This window comes from Kribbella sp. NPDC056345, assembly GCF_042262745.1.
GTDB lineage: Bacteria > Actinomycetota > Actinomycetes > Propionibacteriales > Kribbellaceae > Kribbella.
This window is the reverse complement of record NZ_JBHJQQ010000011.1, coordinates 160,064-178,524: the sequence shown is the minus strand read 5'-3', so window position 1 is coordinate 178,524 and position 18,461 is coordinate 160,064. Positions and strand designations below refer to the sequence as shown.

Genomic DNA, 18,461 nt, shown 5'->3' with positions numbered 1-18,461 from the left:
TTAGCCCTGACATCGCGGGAGCTCGACGATGAAGTACAACCTGTTCCTTCCCACTGGCTTCGGTTCCGACTTCACCGACTTCAAGGACCCCGTGGAGGCGGCCGAGCGCGTCATCGAGCTCGCCCGGACCGCGGAGAGGTCCGGGTTCTCGGAGGTCTGGTTGCCCGATCACCTGCAGACGATCCCGCCGTCGAACGGCCATCTCTTCGAAGCCTGGACCCTGCTGACGGCCGTGGCACGAGCGACCGAGACCATCCGGGTCGGACAGCTGGTGACCGGCAACGGGTATCGCAACCCAGCCCTCCAGGCCAAAATGGCAGCGACCCTCGATGTCCTGTCCCACGGTCGCCTGACCTTCGGAATCGGTGCCGGCTGGTACCAGGCCGATTACGATGCCTTCGGCTACGAGTTCCCGACCGCCGGCCGGCGACTTCGTGAGCTACGCGAAGCTGTGCAGGTCATCCAGTCGCTCTGGACCGACGAGGTCACCAACTTCGACGGCGAGTTCTACACCCTGAAGAACGCGTACGCGCAACCCAAGGGAGTCCAGGAACCCCGGATCCCGTTGCTGGTGGCAGGCGGCGGGGAGAAGGTCACCCTGCGGATCGTCGCCGAGTTCGCGGACGCCTGCAATGTGATGACGTCACCCGCCGAGGTCGAACGCAAGCTACAGATCCTGCGCGACCACGCCGCCAGGATCGGCCGCGACATTTCGTCGATCAGGATCACCGTGACCACCGCAGCCCTCCTCACCGACACCGACGAAGACGCCCAGTCCTTGCTCCATCCGGGCATGGGCGCCTTCTACCCCGGCGACTTCGCCTCCTACCTCCTCTACGGAACAGCCGAAACGATCCGCCGGCGCATCGACGCCTACGAGCAAGCCGGAGTCACCGAGCTCGCCGTCGGCTTCCACCACTCGACAGACCCCGGAGCGATCCAGGAATTCGCCCACCTGGTCGGTCTCTGACCACCCCGCAGGCGACGATCCGCGACGGCGAGGCGATCACCGGTGAACATCATCTCCGGCGCATCCGGCCGGTGCGCGACCGTGGCGCCCACTCCCCGAAGGCGAGGCCGTAGATCGAGCCCGGTCAGTAACCCGGGCACCTCCTGATCGGCCAGACTTCAGTTGGTCGAGCGCTCACCCGCGGCCTGGTCCGGGAGCGGTTCGCGGAGCTCGCCTTCGCCCGCCTCGACTACGCGAGCGATCTGCTGGAGCGTTTGCAGCGGGCTGAGGCTTGAGTTGTCGACCGGTGCGGACCAAGGAGAACGCTTGGCTCTCAGATTGTGCAGGTCATTGATGAGGTGGGCCGGTGATCGGTCCGGGTCGGCGGACGTCCGCCGGAGTACTGCTTCTTCGGTGGGATCCAAGGAGAGGTGGAACACCCGGCCGAGTCGCAAGAGGTCTGGGATCACCGGGTTCAGGTCGATGGCGTCGTGGATTGAGTTGCCTGCGATCAGGACGTTCTCGTAGTCCGCCCCGAAGAATGACTCCGCGAGCGACACACATTGGCGTAGTACGAGTGCGGTGCGAGCATCGTCGTACGGAAGGTCCCAGTGCGGGTCGACCATGAGGAACAGCTGGTCGGTGTCGATGGCGGCGGTCCGGCCCCAGATGGCGAGCTTCTCGTCGTGGCTCAATCGGAGAATGCTCGTCTTGCCGGAGCCGGCCGGCCCGGAGAGGAATATGGTTCTAGGCATCCGCATCAGGCCGTTGTGCCGGGCCAATTACCTCGCCCAGCTGCCTGGTGGAGCGGTTGGGTCAGCAGGTCTTCCGGTTGTAGGCGGCCGGGATGTTGTAATCGTGGGGCGTGTCGAACATCCAGTTCCCCCTCGTGGTGGGGCGGCGGATGCCGAGGTAGTGGCGCGATCCGTCGTAAATCCCGTACCGGTGCCCGTCGTTGGAAGGGCCGTCGTCCCTGAGCTTCTGCCCCGCCTTGGCAAAGGTCTGCCTGCCGACCGAGCCGTCGCCGGTCAGCCCGCGGCCCCGCTGCCATCGCACAGTGGCCGCGTGCGTCTGGTCTCCGAAGACGCCGTCGATGGCGGACGCCGGCAGATACCCGTCCGCCCAGAGGATGGTCTGCCACAGGCAGGTGACATTGGAGGAACGGTGGGTCGCGACATTGACGACGCCCTCGTCGTCCAAGTCCCCGATCAGGGAGCCCTCGCCGTAGATGTAGGCCCGACCGGTGAAGGAGCCGCTGGCAGCCGCGGGCGTGGTAGTCACAACGACGCCGAGGCCGAGCGCCAGGGCTACGGCGGCGGCCGGTACGCCGACTCTGCGAAGGACGCGTCGACGAAGGCTCTGCGAAAACATGGTTTCCCTACTGTTGTCCGTGATTGCGTCGTTCGGGGTGCGTGCGGTAGCGGCGGAACCACCCGAACGTGTTGCAGCGAACAGTAAGGACCAGCAGGAACACCCCGCTGCCCGTACTCCACCCGTACCGAAGAAGCCGTCTTGCTCAAGCCCGCAGAACCAGCCGGGCAGCGATGGTGCGTTGTCGACGTCGAGCTCACCCACGCTGACGCCGACAAGAGTGCTGGAACCGCCGTCACCATCTCGCGCAGGTAGACACGATCCTTCGCGGTCCGGTCTTGCCCGGCTCCGGCCTCGCGTCGGCCAGACCCCAATCGACGCTGTCAGAACAAGACCTCGTCCTGCGGTGGCGGGATGGCGGCTCGAAGTCGTTCTCGTACCGGCTCAATGGCGGCACGGTGCTCGGAAAGCGTTCCTGCCTCAGCGGCGAGCTCGGCGATGATGCCGTGGTCGGCATATGCATTGGCTACCGCTGTCATTGCCGCTTCAGCTCTGTCAGCCGTCAGGGGTGGGATCTCCCAGGTCGCGGTTTGTTCTTGTTCGACTCCGGCCCCGGCCAAGATCGCCGCTGCAGCCACAGCCTCCACTGCCATCGTGTAGTCCTCGGCGTTCTGCGGTAGCAGGAGACGGTCAACAGCGGCGGCCAGTCTGCGCAGGCGCACATCCGTCGGCGTGTCAGCTAGTGCGTCGATGAAGTCCATCGCGGTGTCATCATCGAACGGGCCCGTCCCCCAGCTACCCACGTCTGCTCCTCAGAAGTCACGGTGTTCCCGACGGCCCATGGGACATGGGACACGGTTGCATCTCACACAACATTGATGCGTCGTGGCTAGAGGCAACGGACGCTTACGGCGGAGCAGGCGGCTGCGACCTCTCCAATTCACATCAATGAGTAGTGGAGGTTCTCCGTAGCGTGATGAAGTCCATAACAAATGGCTCGTGGTTGCATCTTTCCGCTTCTTTTTCAGTTGACAGAGAGCGACTTGGGCTACGGTTTGCCCCAAGGGGAGAGTCACAGGCTGGGGGGCCGGTATGCCGAAACGTTGTGCGACCGCATTTTTCGTTCTCATTACTGCGGCCGTGATGGTGCTAGGCCTCACAGCCTTGCCCGCGCGGGCAGCCGAGGGTGATCCTGCGTCCTCCGTTGTGGCGACGTGGTCCTGCACCAGCAGCCCGTGCCCGTGGGGCCCGTCGGACACCAGTAACACGGCGGTCTGGCCGGCCGCGGCCGAGCCGATCCGGGCGCGCTACGGCTATACCGTCTCCCACGACGTGTACGCCCCGCTGTCCAAGGTGGCGGGCTGGAAGATCACCGTCACATCCGGCAGCGCCACGGTCTACGCAGGCCCGGCTGACGACTCGCACTGGTCGCTGGCCGCGCTGTCGGCCGGCGACAGCTACACCCTGCCCAGCACCCCGAGCAGCAACATCGTCAGCGTGCAGGACGGTGGGTCGTTCGAGTACACGATCACCCCCGGCACCCCGCCCCACCCGCCGCTGGCCTCCGGTGACGGCTCGGTGCTGGCCACCTGGAACTGCACCAGCAGCCCGTGTCCGTGGGGCCCGTCGGACAGCAGCAACGCGGCGGTCTGGCCGGCCGCGGCCGAGCCGGTCCGGGCCCGCTACGGCTACACCGTCACCCACGATGTGTACGCCCCGGTGTCCAAGGTGGCGGGCTGGAAGATCACCGTCACGTCCGGCAGCGCCACGGTTTACGCGGGCCCGGCCGACGGCCCGCACTCGTCGCTGGCCGCACTGTCGGCCGGCGACAGCTACACCGTGTCGAGCGCCCTGAACGGCAGCAGCATCGTCAGCGTGCAGAGCGGTTCGCCGTTCGAGTACACCATCGTGCCCGGCGAGCCGGGCCCTCCGCCGCCGCCCGCGTGTACCGACCCCACCACCTGCGACCCGGTCTCCTGGGTCAGCGCCCGCTGGCGCTACGCCGGAACCGGCGAGGACCCCGGTGACTGGTACGGCGGCGTGATCACCTGGCCGGCCGGCACGGCTTACCAGGGCAACGGCCGCTCCGGCTACAACGCGCGCATCGTCTACTCGGAGTCGGGCGTTCCGCTCTACCCGTACATGGGTGCCTGGGCCGACGGGTGCACCGTCCGCGTAGTCACCGGCCGGGCCCTGATCATCGAGTGGGAGCGCGGTACGGACGAGTGGCGGGAGACCCTCGTGTACGCCGGTGAGACCCACACCATCTCGCTCAGCGGCTCCGAGGACGGCGCCATGATCGAGACGAACAACGACCTCGAGCCCTTCACGGTCTCGATGAGCAACTGCACCCCGCAGCCGCTCTCGGAGCCGACCAACCGCATCCCGGTGGCGAACGCCGGCGCGCCGCAGTCTGTCGTGGTCGGTACGACCGTGACCCTGAACGGGTCCGGCACCGACGCCGACAACGACCCGCTGACCTACGCGTGGACCCAGACCGGTGGACCGGCGGTGACGCTGTCCAGTACGACGACGGCGAAGCCGACCTTCACCGCCCCGGCCACACCGGCCACGCTGACCTTCAGCCTGGTCGTGCGGGACGGCAAGGCCAACAGCGCAGCGGCGACCACCACGGTGACCACCACCCCGGTCAACCAGGTCCCGGTCGCGAACGCCGGTACGGCGCAGTCGGTCAACACGGGTACCACGGTGACGCTGGACGGCTCCGGCAGCCGCGACGCCGACAACGACCCGCTGACCTACACCTGGACCCAGACCGGTGGGCCGGCCGTGACGCTGTCCAGCCGGACGGTGCAGAAGCCGACCTTCACCGCCCCGGCCACACCGGCCACGCTGACCTTCAGCCTGGTCGTGCGGGACGGCACGGTGGACAGCGCGGCGTCGACCACCACGGTGACCGTCGCCGCTCCGAACCTGGCCCGGGGCAAGACAGCCACCCAGTCGAGCACCAGCGGTACCGCGGTGGCGGCCCGGGCTGTGGACGGCAACACCAACGGCGTGTTCGCGAACGGCTCGGTGACCCAGACCAACCTCTCCACCCAACCGTGGTGGCAGGTCGACCTCGGTTCCGCGGCGGCCGTCTCCACGGTCACGGTGTGGAGCAGGACCGACTCGAACCGGATGGGCAGCGGCTCGGTGTTCATCTCCTCGACCGACATGACCGGCCGGTCGATGTCCTCGCTGCAGGCCGACAACTCGGTGAAGAAGATGTCGTTCTCGGCGTTCTCGTCCACCACCAACAGCCTGACCCTGAACGCGGGCAACGCCACCGGCCGGTACGTTCGGGTGCAACTGTCGAGCATCTTGACCACCCTGAACGTGGCCGAGGTGCAGGTCGGCGGCACCACCGGCGCCGTGAACCTGTCCACCAACCGGCCGGCCACGCAGTCGTCGACCGACATCGGCACCGCCGCCCGGGCCGTGGATGGCAACACCAACGGCCTCTTCGCCGCCGGGTCGGTCAGCCGGACGGCGTCCAGCTCACAGCCGTGGTGGCAGGTCGACCTGCTGACCAGTTCCCGGGTCGCCAACGTCACGGTGCACAACCGGACCGACGCCTCGGCTGACAAACTGAACAACGCGGTGGTGTTCCTCTCCACCGCCACCATGTCCGGCCGGACCTACACCCAGCTGATGGCCGACACCACGGTGACCAAGCTGAACCTCGGGGCGACCCCGGGGGCGGTCACCAATCTGCCGACCAACACCGTGGCCCGCTACGTCAAGGTGCAGTCGCCAGCCACCACCGCCGGTGTAATCAGCCTGGCCGAGGTCACGGTGACGGGCACCCAACCCAACTGACGCACGACCACGGATCCGTCCCGGTTCGTTCCATCGACGAAGCGCACGGTCGACTCCACACCCGACCGACCGTGTGCGGAAATTGGTGCGCGCGAGGGAGGCGTCGGCGGGAGGCCGTAAGCCCGCGCCGCTGCGATACTCCACCGCATGGAGCGATTCGACGTGAGGGCGCAGGCTCAACTCGATGACGGCAACGTGATGCTCACACTGAGCGGAGACTCATGGCTCCTGAACGTGGATGCGAGTCCGGTCGAATGGGCTACGGGCCTCCCTCGCGTTCCCGGCGCTGACCACGCCCAGCGCCTGGATGTGAGCCTGGGGACCTGCGGGGGACAGCCCGTCTGGTGGAGTGTGAGCGATGGCCAACTCACCCTGAGCGTGGGCCAGGACGTCGAGGCTTGGAACGTTGTCGTGGCCCTGCCGGTTGCCCTGCTGGCAGAGATTCAGGCACAACTGGACAACCTTGACAGCTACGACTGGGGTTAGCCCACCCGGCGTGACCTACTTGCATGCCGCGATTCGTGCCTTGTCGCAGATCACCTGGCGGCCGGGTGTCGCACATCACTCGACGGAGGACACCGGCTTTGAGCCCTTAGCTGCCGAATTGAGGACGCTTGCGACCTGGACAGGCATCGCGAACAGTCGCGCGAGTTGCTACGGTCCACGCCATGGCTCGAGTGTTGCTGACCGGCATGTCGGGGGCAGGAAAGACCACCGTTCTTGACGAACTTCGCCGCAGAGGTCACCTCACGGTCGACACCGACTATGACGGCTGGACGCTACCCAAAGGCACCTGGGACGAACGACGCATGGATCAATTCTTGGCCCGGCATCTCGACGTGATCGTTTCAGGGACTGTCGAGAACCAAGGACGCTTCTATGACCGCTTTGATCACGTCGTCCTCCTCAGCGCGCCACTTCACGTGCTCATCGACCGCGTGAGCCGACGAACTAACAACCCCTACGGCAAGACCCCGGAACAGCAGGCCGAGATGGCTCACTACATCCAAACCGTCGAACCACTTCTCCGGCGAGGAGCGACCCTCGAGTTGGACGGGCAGCAATCCGTATCTGAACTGGCCGATGCGATCGAGAGCCTGGGCACGCGAACTCCCTGATCTGTCGCGATCCGTGCTTTCGCACTGTCGCAGATTCACCTGGCGGACGGGTGTGGCACATCAGTCGACGGAGGACACTAGCTGCCCTGGTCTCGCTGCCGAGTTTGGCTCTTATGGATCAAGGCCGCGCCTCCGGCGCGCCGGCCGGGACCCCGCCCTCAGGGGCGGGCGGCCCAGGACCGGAACCACCCAGACATGAGGAAGCGTCAGAGCCCGTCACAGGCATGTGCACGCAACGTTGCTACTGCTCGCCGGGGTGGCGGTCCACGTCGTCGCCGAGCGGCTGGGGCGCTCCGACCCGGCCACCACCTCCGGATCTACGCGCACGTCATGCGGACCCATGCGGCGGGTGTCGCCGGGATCTTCGCCGCAGCGGCTGCCCAGTCGGAGCCTGCTATCGCCCCGGAGACCGAGGACGAGGAGACGGACGACGACGGTCCGGAGGAGGCCGCGGGAGTGCCCTGTTAGCAAAGCCGTTAGCAAACCGGCCCTCTGAGCCCCACCACGAGAGCTCCCGGACATGCAGAATCGAACCGACGCCTGCTCATCACGAGACCGTTCATCTGAGCCCGCACTACGCGCCGCCCCCCGACCGTGAGCAGTGAACGTGCTCAGTCGACGGGGGGGCGGTGACGGCTGTTCAGGATCCTTCGGGGGCACGCTTCCTGCCGTGCAGTCGGCGTCGCTTGGGAATGTTGCGCTCGCCTAGCCACTGCGCCGCTGCGGTGTTGAATTCGTTGATCCGGATGATCGTCGCGTTCAACGACTCCATTGCTGCATTGGCGGCCGCTGTGATCGCATCAGCATCGATGGGTTGCCGCTCAGCTATATCGCCTGCCGCGATCAGTAGGTTCTCCGTCTCCTCGAATGAGCCCTCGATCCGGTTCACCACAGGCGATAGGACTGTCTGGACAAAATCGAGATCTACAAGCGCGACCGTTGGAAAGGCGACGTTGAACGCCGTCGCGAAGCGCATTCGACACACTCTGACCTCAGACTTCAGTCCTAGCGACCGTTCTGCCACATCCTCGAAGGGCTGATTGACCAGTTCCTGGATCTCGGTGATGACCTTCATCGAATCAGTCGCGAGACTCCGAACGACGGAGCGTGCATCCATCTCCGTGGCCGCACGCATATTCGATCTATGGGTCCACCGCACCGCCAAGTAGGCGGTTAGGGCAGCCACTACGCCTCATCCCGGAGTCGTGATGCCCCCGCCGGAGGCGCTGCTCTTGGCTCTGGTGAAGAAACTCCGAGGGCTGGCCCGGCCGGTGAACTGCCGGAGGCCGCATGCGCACGCCGGGCCGCGTGCCGGAGGCGCGCCTTGATCCATAAGAGCCAAACTCGGCAGAGAGCCCGGAGGCGTGAGCGCGGTCGGATGCCCAGAAGAGCCCGATAGGCTCCCCGCCATGACCGCCCAGGAGCAGTACGGACAGATGGTCAAGGAATGCATCACGCCAGCGTTGCGGGAACGAGGGTGGAAGGGAGGATCCGGCAAGTACTACCTACACGGTACGACTGGCCATGTCGGAAGCGTGATTCTCTCCGGCAATCATCGCCGCTCCAACTCCCAGGTGCGTGCATTCCACATGCACATCGGCGTGCGCTCGAGGTATCTGCAGGAATTTCAGGAAGGGACCGGTCGCGCAGTCTCGAAGCGCCCCTCGTACGCAGTGGAGCATGACTGGTTCGACGAGGTTGCGACCTTCACAATCACCAGCGAGGACGATCCGCTGGAAGTGGGCGCCTTCGTGTGGACGGTCTTGGAAACGCAGGCACTCTCAAGGGTGGTCGCCAGCCTCGACGACGCCGGGCTGCGCCGCGCCGTTGACGAATGCCCCGTCGGCGCGGGGTACGGCGGAGCCCGCACTTTGATGGACATCGCCCAAGGAAACTTCGAGACCGCCATCCGCAAAATCCAGTCCTGGCAGGACTCCGCCAGTGACGACAGCCCCGACGTCTTGTACCTGCGCAGCCGGCTGCGCGAAGCAATGGCCAAAGATGGCTGAATCAGGAAGCGTCGAAATGACATGGCAATCCTCGCGGGGTGACCGCTAGCCAGGCAGATCCGTGCATTGCCGCTGTCTGTGGTCCGCAGCCTTGAGGAACTGTTGCTCGTCAACCGTCGGATGTATCGCGGATCTGGTTGTCGGATCACAGACCGTAGAGGTGTCGTGTGGCCTAGCTGGCGCGGATCGCCTCGGTGAGTTCGTCGATGCGGGCGATCACGGCATCGGCTCCAGCAGCGGTCAGGTCGTCGGCCTTGCCGGGTTTGTTGGCATAGCCGATGCTTGCAGCTGCGATCGCTCGGGCGGCCTGTACGTCGGTGGTCTGGTCGCCGATCAGGGTGCAGGCGTCGGGCTCCACGCCTAGGGCCTGGGCAGCTCGCTCGATCAGATGCGGGCTGGGCTTCATGAGACCGGGTCGTACTGATGCGCCGGTGTTGTTGCTGACGATGGCGAGCTGCCGACCGGCCTCGCGGCAGGCGGACAAGGAACGCGTCTACATCATTCCGACTGGCTGTTCAGCGCACCTCGTGGTGGACCGCTCAGCGAGGGCAACTGGAAGCGGTCGATTCGCTGGACGGCAGCCACCGGCGCGATCGGCGTTCCCGGGTTCCGGGTGCACGACCTGCGACACTGCTGCCTCCATCTGGCTGGCCGCTGGAGCTGACCCGAAGGTGGTTCAGCGCATCCTCGGGCACGCCACGGCCGCGATGACGATGGACCTCTACGGCCACCTGCTAGACGACAGCCTCTGGGACGCGGCACAGAAGGTCACCGACCACACCGGGGGCCTCTCGGGGCCTCGAACGGCTCCGCCGCCGAAACGGCAGAGTCCCCAGAGTCAGAAAGTAGCTTCTGACCTGGGGACTCTCGTGGAGCCGCCTGTCGGAATCGAACCGACGACCTTCTCATTATCTCGAGGCCGAGCACAAGTTCCCAGGTCAGGAGGCTGTTGGGCGGCGAAAGCCCTTGCATAGAAGGGATTCGTCCGATCATTGGGGCTCAGGCGGGTTCGTCAGGGATCGCTGGGGAGCTCTCGCTTTGTGTACTTTTGGGGGTACTTTCCGGGGTCCGCAGGCCGGCCAATTTGCGGGCCAGCATGGCGCCGTCTCGGGCGTCAGTGTAGTTGCGACGGTTGACCTGCGCTGTATGTCCGAGATGCGCCGTCCTGATCGCCTCCGGCACGTCCCCGAGCGTCAACGTATTCAAGGTCGCACGCCAAACGTGGGAGCGCTCGGTCTCGAGCGCTGGGATACCCAGTTCCTCGGCCATCCTCAAGTACAGCTTCTTCACCGCATCGTTGCGCTGCCTCTGATCCCAGGCAACGCCTGGTTTGGCAGGACTCGGAATCAGGGGGCCGCCGCTGGCGCGGGCGGTCTCCCACCGCGGTTTGAACCGCGCCACGATGGCCGGATCGGTCACGTGAACGAAGCGCCCCTTCTTCGTCTTCGTGATCTCCGGCGGCAGGTCAAAGATCATCTCGTCGCCGTCGAACGTGACCATGGAGGGATCGACGTTCGTTGCTTCACCGATCCGCAGGCCAGTCATGGTCTGGAGCAATGTCAGGTCGATCGCGTTGGCCACCACCGCGATGCGGTCTTCAAGCGTATACATCCCACGCTTAGGCGGCTCGATCCCCTCGGCCGGGTCGAGCGCGAGCAGGTAGTCAATTACGGCGTTCCACTCGTCGGCGGACAGCGCCACACCCCCACGAGTTGGGGTGTCCCCCTTACTCCCGGCGAGATCTAGGCGCTTGCCTGCGATGGGCGATGCGTCGATCAGTTCGTCGCGGATGAGCTGGTCGAGCACATACTTGCCCAGCACACTGCGAGCCTGGTGGGCGGTCTCCGAACCATGAAGCTCGGCGATCTCCACAAGGCACCTCTCGAGGATGCGAAAGCGCGTCCCGGTAGCGATTGTGTGCCCCTTGAGGCTGTGGCTGTGTTTGTGATCCTCACGCGAGCAGCCGCCAACGATCAGCTTGTAGACCAAGAGATAGCGATCACGCGAGGTATCTGCGATCCTCGCCGTCTCGATGGCTGGCTTGCTTACCTTCTCGATGTACGAAACGAGGTTGTCAGTTACCTTCCAGACCTCGCTGCCTGACGCCGTCAGGAGTTCCTTTGCCTTCCGCTTCGCACGGCGTCGCACCTCGGCTTTCGTGCGCCCCTTCGACCGCGGTCTCAAAGTACGCCCGTCCAGCAGCCTGATCGTCCAGGTAAGCCACCATTGACCATCGTCCTGCTCCTGCGGGTCGACTCGATCGATACTGTGTTCTCCGATCTCAAGCCGAGCCGTCGTCGCGCGCGGACGTGCCGCTACCTTCTTCGCCATGCCACTCCTCTTACGGAAAGAGATTGAATGCTATCTGAATGATCATCTGATAGCTTATTAGATCCAATCTGATCCGCATCCGCAATCACGAGGAGTCATCGGTGCCCGAGACACGAGCCACCTCTTCAGTACTGACTCCGCAGGAGGCTGCGGACTACCTCAAGGTCGGATGCTCGACAATGAAGCGCTGGCGGCTCAGAGGCGAGGGTCCGCGCTATGCGAAGGTGGGCAAGGCCGTGCGCTACCGCGAGGTGGACCTTGACGAGTATGTGAAGGGGCAGCTCGTCAGCTAGGACCAGGGAGCGCAGCCATGGCCCCTAACTTCGAGCACACACCTCTTGATAGCCGCAGAGCAGCTAGCCCGGGATGCGGGTAGTGGCGCCGGCTCCGTCAGAGCTCGTTTGCCCGAGAGCTACCCACGTCCGGAGTCACGGTCGAGCTCATTCGTCCCACTGAGGCTTTGAACGAGACCCATGAGCCGATCGATCTCCTGACGAGTCCGTTCCCACTGACGCTGTGCAACAACAAGGTCCGCTAGGTACTGCTGCTTCAGCGCCTCGTTCTCTTCTGCACTGCGGTCGGAGAGGAGCGCCGCGATTGGGAGGCCGAGGACCTCGGCCATGGCGGCGGCCTCGTCGAGGCGGATCGCTCGGGTCTGCTGTTCGATGCGCGCTACTGCCGACTTGTCAACATTGACCCCCAGCACTTCGGTCACCCTCCGCGCAAGCTCGGCCTGACTCAACCCCTGCCTCTCGCGCTCCATTCGGAGACGGCGGGCAAAGGTATCGGAGGGCAGAGCAGGCATGGGGGGCATAGGAGGGCTTCCGGCTTCGATCGGGGGCACGCGTGATGTGCACCAGGAGGCTACCGAACCCAAACCGCTGTAGCTACAGCGGCAACCTATCGGTCTCTGATTCGGTTTCGGCTCGTATCTGTATCGAAATCTGCGATCTAGCGCCCGTCGGGACTGCCGATAACCGCTGCGATCTGCCGAAATCTTTACGAACCGTCGCTCGAACAGAGCACCCCGGTGGAGGCGCCCTAGCGGGTGGGGATCAGGCAGTCACCCCGTGGCTCGACCCGGCCGTTCGCGTCGCGACCCGGCATCCGACCACCCACTCATCATTCAATGGTTATTTAGATGATTATTCGATAAGCTCATTCGATGATGATCACCCAGGTTGCCCGGGCCTCTTCGGGCGACGGATCGAAACGCGAAGGGAACGATCGATGAATCGGATCAGCGAGTCAGTCGCCTCGGCGCTCATCCAGGCGCAGGTGCCGCTGCCTGACGCGGCCTGGGACGTCAAGTCCTTCCTGGAGAATGCCAAGACCTACCTCCAGACGACCGGCGGCCTCTTGCTCATGGCGCTGGGCACGGCCGGCTTGATCTGGGGAGTCGTGCAGCTCATCAAGAAGCTCATCGGCGGGCAGCAGAACGGTAAGGGCCACGGTTGGGGCGAGATCGTCATGCTCATCCTGATCGGCGGAGCAGTCGGCACCGGCGGCTGGACGCTCGTCAACGCGGTGGGCTCCGGTGGCCAGACCACGATCGAGGAGCTCGGCGGCGGAACGATCGTCGTCGCACCGGGTCCGATCGAGGGCCGATAGCCAGGCCAGCCGCACGCCGGCTCCATCGGCACGCGACGGCCGACAAACGCAGGGACGTACATGAGCATCAATGACAGGCTCACCGCATTCGGCAAGGTCTTCCGGCTCGACTCGCACCACGCGATTGAGCGCTTCGGGCTCTTCTTCGGCGTGCTCACCCTCGCAGGCGTGCTTTTGCTCGCGGCATCGGGTGTGTCGGCGATCACGGCCGGGCGCGACTCTCTCGCCGAAAGGGCTCTGTGGACCCCGAAGTTCACGACCTCAAAGACACAGCTCAGTGGCGATGTCGACGGCGTCTACACCAATAAGCGCAAGAACAAGGCTCTGGTCATGATGCACTTCGACGATCGGGCCAAGATCTCCTACGACGCGTCCGACTACAAGGCGTTCCTGCTCGGATCGGACGACAAACTCAAGACCGAGAAGCTGAAGACCTCCGGCCTTACCGGGTCGTTCCACGTCTTCGGGGCGACTGGCTACGTCGGCGTGGTTCTCGAGTCGCAGCAGGCGTTCGAGCCGCAGGTGCTCAACCTCACCATCCGGGCCAACGCGGAGCTCTCCTTCAGCAAGCAGCGAGCCGCCGGGGCGAACGCCGACGAATTGATCGGCGACAGGTCGTTCGCGAAGTACGACCAGTGGCGGATCTTTCTCAATCCCGGGGCCTCTGGAACCACGACGATTGACTCGCTGGACGCGGCGGCGTTCGATGCCGCACGCGCCTATTACGAGGTCGTCCTCGAACAGGAAGAGGCCAAGGCTCGCGACGCTCTCGACGAAAAGCTCGGCGAGATGCGCACGAGCCTTACGCAGATCAGCTCCTACAGCAAAGACCTTGCCACGACAAAGGTCGACGGCCTGTTCCTGCGCCCACCGGCCGTCCCAGCGAGCATCGCCGGCGACCAGGTCACCGGTGAATCCCAGGCTGAATCCAAGGCCGGCGAGTCAACGCTCGCGCTGCACACCACCAAGGTCGTGCCTGGCGGGTTCAAGTTCGACTGGCGCTCGAGCAACGTCGAGGCCGGCTACCTCGATCAGCTCGTGCCGAAAGGCCAAAGCTACGTCGACTACCTCCAGACCAAGGCAGCGGAGACGGCGGGCACCACCGGTACGTCGAGCGAGATCCGCGACATCGCGTGGACGTTGTCGAACGGGAAGAGCCTGACCACCGACTACCGGACGTCCGACGTCACCATGCGCCCCTTGACCACGGTCATGAACAACCTGTCCCAGGCATACCAGGACTACTACGCCAGCAAGTCCAAGTACCAATCGGACCTCCTGCTTGGCCTGCTCAAGCTCGACGTCGACCTTCGCGACGTGCGCACCAACAACACGACCAACGCAGACGAGGACTTCCTCGTGACCTACAGCTAAGCCACCTCGGCAGGTCTGGGGCAAGAAGCTCGCGCGGCCGACAGGGCTCCCCGCCGCCACAAGAAGGAGGAAAACATGGAGGGCGACACCCCACAGACCCACGACGCGACTACGAACGCGGGCACGAGTGAGCAGCCGACGGCAGGGGCCACCGGTGGCCCGAAGGGCGGGAAAACTCCGGCCCGGGGGGACTTCAAGGGCGCCCTGGCCGGAGCCGCAGCCGAGGCCGCGGTCGACCAGGCCGTCGGAGACCAGCTCTCCGACGGCAAGAAACGGCTGTTGGCCGCCGGCGCCCGCGGTGCAGCCGAGGGCGCGATGCAGGGCGGCGCAGCAGGCGCAGGCGTCGGCGCCGCGAAGGAGACCGGGCTTGCCGCCCTGCGGCAGACCCCGGAGGGCAACCAGCACGCTCCCACCCCGGAGCCGGACGGCCGTAACCACGCAGGCCCCACTGTCGATCCCGACAACCAAGATCTTCATCCGGAACTCGGCACGGGCGGCACGAGCCATCGGCGCGACCAAGCCTCAGGCGACGAACCCGAGATCACTGCCGGAAACGGACCGGGACATCCAGACAGCGGTGGCCGGAACAAGAAGGTGGCCTTGGCCACCGCGGCGTCCGCTACGCCGCCAACTGGTTTGCTCGCGCTACTCATCCTCTTCCTGAACTGGCTGAAGTCGTTCTTCTTCGCGATGCTCGCGCAGGCGTTGTCGTTCCTGCAGATGATGCTGCAGTGGATCGTCGGTGCAGGCAGTGCGCTGTGGAATGCCGCCACGAAGCCGTTCATGGCAGCCGGGGCCGCGGTGGCAAAGGTCATCGCCGCGATCTCCGGCGGCAGTGCGGTGATCTCGACAACGGTCGCTGCGGCAGGACTTGCAGCAGTGTCCGGCCTCGGCGTGCTCGCGCTCATCGGTGGCCTTCTCAGTGTCGTCAGCACAACCTTCACCGTGCACGACGATCCGATCACCACGGACTGCAGCGCACGCGGCGACAACGTGGTCCCTGTTGGGAGTAGCGGGCCGGTTGGGACGAACGCCGACAAGAACGCCCAAGCCGTGTACTCGGTGCTGAAAACCTGGGGCATGCCGGACGTCAACATCGCGGGCATCCTCGGCAACTGGACCCAGGAGTCCGGGATCGATCCGACCAGTGTGCAGAACTTCCCCACCGGCACCTACATCATGACCGACCAGAAGAAGAGCGCCGCGCTGAACACCGACAACGGCATCGGCCTTGGCCAGTGGACCTTCGGCCGCAACACGCTCTTGCGTAACTACGCCGGTGCCAAGGGTTCGGACTGGTGGAACCTCGGATTGCAACTGCGGTTCATGGCCGACCTGAACGGTGGGGACAACCCCAGCGACGTCCGAGTCTTCAAGGGCATGCTCGCAACCCCACAGGGCACTCCGGCTCAGGCGGCAACGTACTTCCACGAGAACTGGGAACGGTCGGCCGACGGACCCGCCGGGATCGCGGCCCGCGGCCAGAAGGCCGAGATGTGGTTCGCCAAGATGAGCGGCTGGACGGTCGACAAAGGTCTGGTCCGCACGACGGTGGGCGATTTCCTCAACGAGGGCGGCACCATCGTCAATCTGCTGCTCGAAGGCGGGCACTGCAACGCCGCAGGCAACGACGGCGCCGTCTTGCCGAAGAGCGGTGGCATGACCAAAGCCGAAGCACAGGCGCTCGTCAGCCTGTTCAATCAGGAAGGCGACAAGTTCCTCGACAGCCGCTACGGCGACCAGGGCGGACCCGGATCGTGCGGCAGCAACCACGCGATGAACTGCACGAGCTTCAGCACCTACTTCGTGAACAAGTACACGACGTTTCAGGCCTATCCCCCGGGCGACGGTATCCGGACGGCCTACTCGATCGCGGAGCAGACTGGCAAGAAGATGCAGTCGAGCCCCGTCCCGTACTCGGTCGGGTCCGGCCCGAGCTCCACGGGATGGGGTCACACGCTCGTGGTGCTTGGTGTCGATGGCGACGAGGTCATCCTCGGCGAGGCGGGCTACTGCGCCTACATGGGCAGGGTACGCGTCGATAGCGCCGCAGCGATGGCAGCCGACGGCTGGATGTTCGTTGACGTCTCGGACCTGATGCTGCCTGCCGATCAGGTCAAAAAGTCATGACCCCCAGCGACCCGCTCCCTGGACCAGACCACTCGGCCACCCCTCGAACGACCCGGGAGACGAACGGATGACCGACGAAACAACCGGCCCAGCACCCGAAGCAACGGACGCCGACGACAAGAACCTCACCGAACGGCCACGCCGCGAGCGCAGCAAGGTCACAGGGCCCGACCTCGAGGTCCGCTTCAACAACTGGGCGACCGCACGGCGAACTCGCCCGGGCAAACATCCCGCCGCCCACGCGCCGAGCAGGCCCAGGCAGTCACCGAGACAACGCCTCGCAATCGTGCTGGGGCTTGCGCTGGCCGCTACAGCCGTACTCAGCGCGGTCGGAAACCGCACCTACGACCAGCAGAGCGCGGCAAACACACTCCGGATCAGCGCGCTTCAAACTCCGTCCGCGGTGGCTCCGGACGGCGCCCCTACCCCGACGGTGGCACGGGTCGACAGCAAGGCGCTCGCGGTGCTCAACGCATGGGCCGCGGCGGCTGCAAAGGCAGTGGCGGACAAGCAGCAGGAGTACGCCAGGCTCTTCCATGTGGTGAACAACGCTCCCGGTGCCGGCAACGGTGCACCGAACGAAGCCGTCCTGAAGACCGTCGAGCATCGCCGGGTGCTGGCCCCGTTCTGGGATCCGAAGTCCTTCGTCGCCGACGAACAGCTGGCCTACGCCTTTACGACGACGCCCTACTTCGGCAGGGACGAGATGGACCCGCGCTTTGCCTGGTTTGTCCGCTACGACGGGCTGAGGGCGGCGGATCCGAAGTCGTACGGCTGGCGGGTCGAGTCGGTGATGCCGACGCTCGACGCGCCGACCAGGGCGCGGGTGGTCTGGGTGTGCAGGGACAGCAAAACCACGGTGCTCGCGTGGGCCAGCGCCACCTACGACGGCTCGACGCGGACGTTCAGCGGACTCGGGCTGGTCGTCACGGCCGCGGGCCGGCCGCACCAGCCCGAGACGGACGCGGCAGAGGCCGCCAGAGCGCCGGAGCTGGGAGAAGGGCCGGTGCAGAAGCCATGAATCTTCCGGACAAGAGTGGGTTCTGGGCGAGGAACCGTTGGATCCTGGCGTTCGCAACCGTAGTGGCCACCGGGATCGTCCTGGCTACTGCCGAAGCGGTGGACCAGTCGCGGCATCTCGCTGCTCAGGAGTCGCAGGTCAGGTCTCTGGAGGCGTCGAGTTCACAAGGGGCCCGGCAGGAAGCCGAGGTCTCGGAGAAGACCGTCTTGGCAGGGATCGGCATCAGCGCGGCCCGGGTCAGGAAAGACACCGCGACCCTCGCGCAGCTGCTGTCCATCGCCTTCACCTGGGATTCCGGCGAGACCTACGAGCTCGCCCGCGAATCGCTGAAGGACCGCTTCGGTCTGTCCGAGAAGGACGCCTTCCTGCAGACCTTCCTGCCGCCATCCAGATTCAACGAGGACGCCGGCCGGAAGCGGCGCTACTACATCGACGCGATCGCTATGACCTCGGCGGTCAGCCGCAACCTCGACGTCGACGTGGTCGAAGTGGCCGCCACCCGCTACCGCTACGCGGTCATGGCAGACATCGAGGTCGGTGTCAGCAGCGCGGCGCAGAACGCAGAGGGGCGGGCGGCGCCGCAACCGACCGCTATTCGGCGGGTCCTTCTCTACGCCACCGTCAGCGCCGATGGGACGGTCTCGAACCTGGTCGGGATTGCTCCATGGGGCCCAACGCGCCTCTCGCGATGACCCGATTCAGCTTGACCGCAGACAAATTCGCGGCCCTTGGCGTCGCCGCCGTCGGCTCTCGAGCCGGCAACCACCACCTCAGACGAAGGACAT

General features: G+C 65.4%; 19 protein-coding genes. 12 read left to right on the top strand and 7 right to left on the bottom strand.

The genetic code is table 11. From position 1 onward, the window contains the following. Positions 1-28 precede the first annotated feature (28 nt). Positions 29-970 (top strand): TIGR03560 family F420-dependent LLM class oxidoreductase, encoded by a 942-nt coding sequence (locus ACFCV3_RS32570; protein ID WP_376036532.1) that lies wholly within the window; start codon positions 29-31, stop codon positions 968-970. A gap of 158 nt (positions 971-1,128) precedes the next feature. Here the strand turns inward: ACFCV3_RS32570 and ACFCV3_RS32565 are convergent, their stop codons facing one another. From ACFCV3_RS32565 to ACFCV3_RS32555, 3 genes are all read right to left on the bottom strand, one after another. Further along, on the bottom strand, positions 1,129-1,704 hold the full coding sequence (locus tag ACFCV3_RS32565; RefSeq protein ID WP_376036529.1) for a hypothetical protein: 576 nt from the start codon (positions 1,702-1,704) through the stop codon (positions 1,129-1,131). Between the two features lie 61 nt (positions 1,705-1,765). Further along, the gene (locus ACFCV3_RS32560) at positions 1,766-2,320 is read right to left on the bottom strand and encodes a peptidoglycan-binding protein (RefSeq protein WP_376036527.1); all 555 of its coding nucleotides are present in this window, start codon (positions 2,318-2,320) and stop codon (positions 1,766-1,768) included. 323 nt (positions 2,321-2,643) lie between these two features. Beyond that, positions 2,644-3,063 carry a DUF4259 domain-containing protein gene (locus ACFCV3_RS32555; RefSeq protein ID WP_376036524.1) on the bottom strand — a complete coding sequence of 140 codons (420 nt, stop codon included), beginning with the start codon at positions 3,061-3,063 and terminating at the stop codon, positions 2,644-2,646. Positions 3,064-3,466: 403 nt separating this feature from the next. Between ACFCV3_RS32555 and ACFCV3_RS32550 the strand changes: the two genes are divergently transcribed. The 4 genes from ACFCV3_RS32550 (at position 3,467) to ACFCV3_RS32535 (ending at position 7,668) form a co-directional block, all read left to right on the top strand. Beyond that, positions 3,467-6,082, top strand: a complete 2,616-nt coding sequence (locus tag ACFCV3_RS32550; protein ID WP_376036521.1) for a discoidin domain-containing protein — start codon at positions 3,467-3,469, stop codon at positions 6,080-6,082. A 147-nt stretch (positions 6,083-6,229) separates the two neighbouring features. Next, the gene (locus ACFCV3_RS32545; protein ID WP_376036518.1) at positions 6,230-6,568 is read left to right on the top strand and encodes a hypothetical protein; all 339 of its coding nucleotides are present in this window, start codon (positions 6,230-6,232) and stop codon (positions 6,566-6,568) included. Between the two features lie 182 nt (positions 6,569-6,750). Next, on the top strand, positions 6,751-7,200 hold the full coding sequence (locus ACFCV3_RS32540; protein ID WP_376036515.1) for an AAA family ATPase: 450 nt from the start codon (positions 6,751-6,753) through the stop codon (positions 7,198-7,200). A gap of 330 nt (positions 7,201-7,530) precedes the next feature. Further along, entirely contained in the window at positions 7,531-7,668 is a 138-nt protein-coding gene (locus ACFCV3_RS32535) for a hypothetical protein (protein WP_376036513.1), read from the top strand. Between the two features lie 172 nt (positions 7,669-7,840). On the opposite strand, the gene ACFCV3_RS32530 is transcribed toward ACFCV3_RS32535, so the two are convergent. Then, positions 7,841-8,275: a hypothetical protein gene (locus ACFCV3_RS32530; protein WP_376036511.1), complete on the bottom strand. Its 435-nt coding sequence runs from the start codon at positions 8,273-8,275 to the stop codon at positions 7,841-7,843. 334 nt (positions 8,276-8,609) lie between these two features. On the opposite strand from ACFCV3_RS32530, the gene ACFCV3_RS32525 reads away from it, so the two are divergent. Then, a complete protein-coding gene (locus tag ACFCV3_RS32525; protein WP_376036509.1) occupies positions 8,610-9,209 on the top strand; it encodes a hypothetical protein in 600 nt (199 codons plus the stop codon). 172 nt (positions 9,210-9,381) lie between these two features. On the opposite strand, the gene ACFCV3_RS32520 is transcribed toward ACFCV3_RS32525, so the two are convergent. Both ACFCV3_RS32520 and ACFCV3_RS32515 read right to left on the bottom strand, forming a co-directional pair. Continuing rightward, positions 9,382-9,693: an HAD family hydrolase gene (locus ACFCV3_RS32520; RefSeq protein WP_376036508.1), complete on the bottom strand. Its 312-nt coding sequence runs from the start codon at positions 9,691-9,693 to the stop codon at positions 9,382-9,384. Between the two features lie 515 nt (positions 9,694-10,208). After that, a complete protein-coding gene (locus tag ACFCV3_RS32515) occupies positions 10,209-11,540 on the bottom strand; it encodes a hypothetical protein (RefSeq protein ID WP_376036505.1) in 1,332 nt (443 codons plus the stop codon). A gap of 101 nt (positions 11,541-11,641) precedes the next feature. On the opposite strand from ACFCV3_RS32515, the gene ACFCV3_RS32510 reads away from it, so the two are divergent. Continuing rightward, complete coding sequence (locus tag ACFCV3_RS32510) at positions 11,642-11,833, top strand: helix-turn-helix domain-containing protein (RefSeq protein ID WP_376036502.1); 192 nt, start codon at positions 11,642-11,644, stop codon at positions 11,831-11,833. 119 nt (positions 11,834-11,952) lie between these two features. Here the strand turns inward: ACFCV3_RS32510 and ACFCV3_RS32505 are convergent, their stop codons facing one another. After that, a complete protein-coding gene (locus ACFCV3_RS32505) occupies positions 11,953-12,345 on the bottom strand; it encodes a helix-turn-helix domain-containing protein (RefSeq protein ID WP_376036499.1) in 393 nt (130 codons plus the stop codon). Positions 12,346-12,770: 425 nt separating this feature from the next. Here ACFCV3_RS32505 and ACFCV3_RS32500 point away from each other — a divergent pair, with 425 nt between their 5' ends. The 5 genes from ACFCV3_RS32500 to ACFCV3_RS32480 all read left to right on the top strand — a co-directional run bounded on the left by ACFCV3_RS32500 (position 12,771) and on the right by ACFCV3_RS32480 (position 18,368). Next, positions 12,771-13,151 carry a hypothetical protein gene (locus ACFCV3_RS32500; RefSeq protein ID WP_020385318.1) on the top strand — a complete coding sequence of 127 codons (381 nt, stop codon included), beginning with the start codon at positions 12,771-12,773 and terminating at the stop codon, positions 13,149-13,151. 60 nt (positions 13,152-13,211) lie between these two features. Next, positions 13,212-14,525 (top strand): hypothetical protein, encoded by a 1,314-nt coding sequence (locus ACFCV3_RS32495; protein WP_376036496.1) that lies wholly within the window; start codon positions 13,212-13,214, stop codon positions 14,523-14,525. Between the two features lie 75 nt (positions 14,526-14,600). Continuing rightward, positions 14,601-16,655 carry a phage tail tip lysozyme gene (locus ACFCV3_RS32490; RefSeq protein WP_376036493.1) on the top strand — a complete coding sequence of 685 codons (2,055 nt, stop codon included), beginning with the start codon at positions 14,601-14,603 and terminating at the stop codon, positions 16,653-16,655. Between the two features lie 67 nt (positions 16,656-16,722). After that, complete coding sequence (locus ACFCV3_RS32485) at positions 16,723-17,676, top strand: hypothetical protein (protein WP_376036490.1); 954 nt, start codon at positions 16,723-16,725, stop codon at positions 17,674-17,676. Next, the gene (locus ACFCV3_RS32480; RefSeq protein ID WP_376036487.1) at positions 17,673-18,368 is read left to right on the top strand and encodes a hypothetical protein; all 696 of its coding nucleotides are present in this window, start codon (positions 17,673-17,675) and stop codon (positions 18,366-18,368) included. The genes ACFCV3_RS32485 and ACFCV3_RS32480 overlap by 4 nt, the downstream gene beginning before the upstream one ends. Positions 18,369-18,461 lie beyond the last annotated feature (93 nt).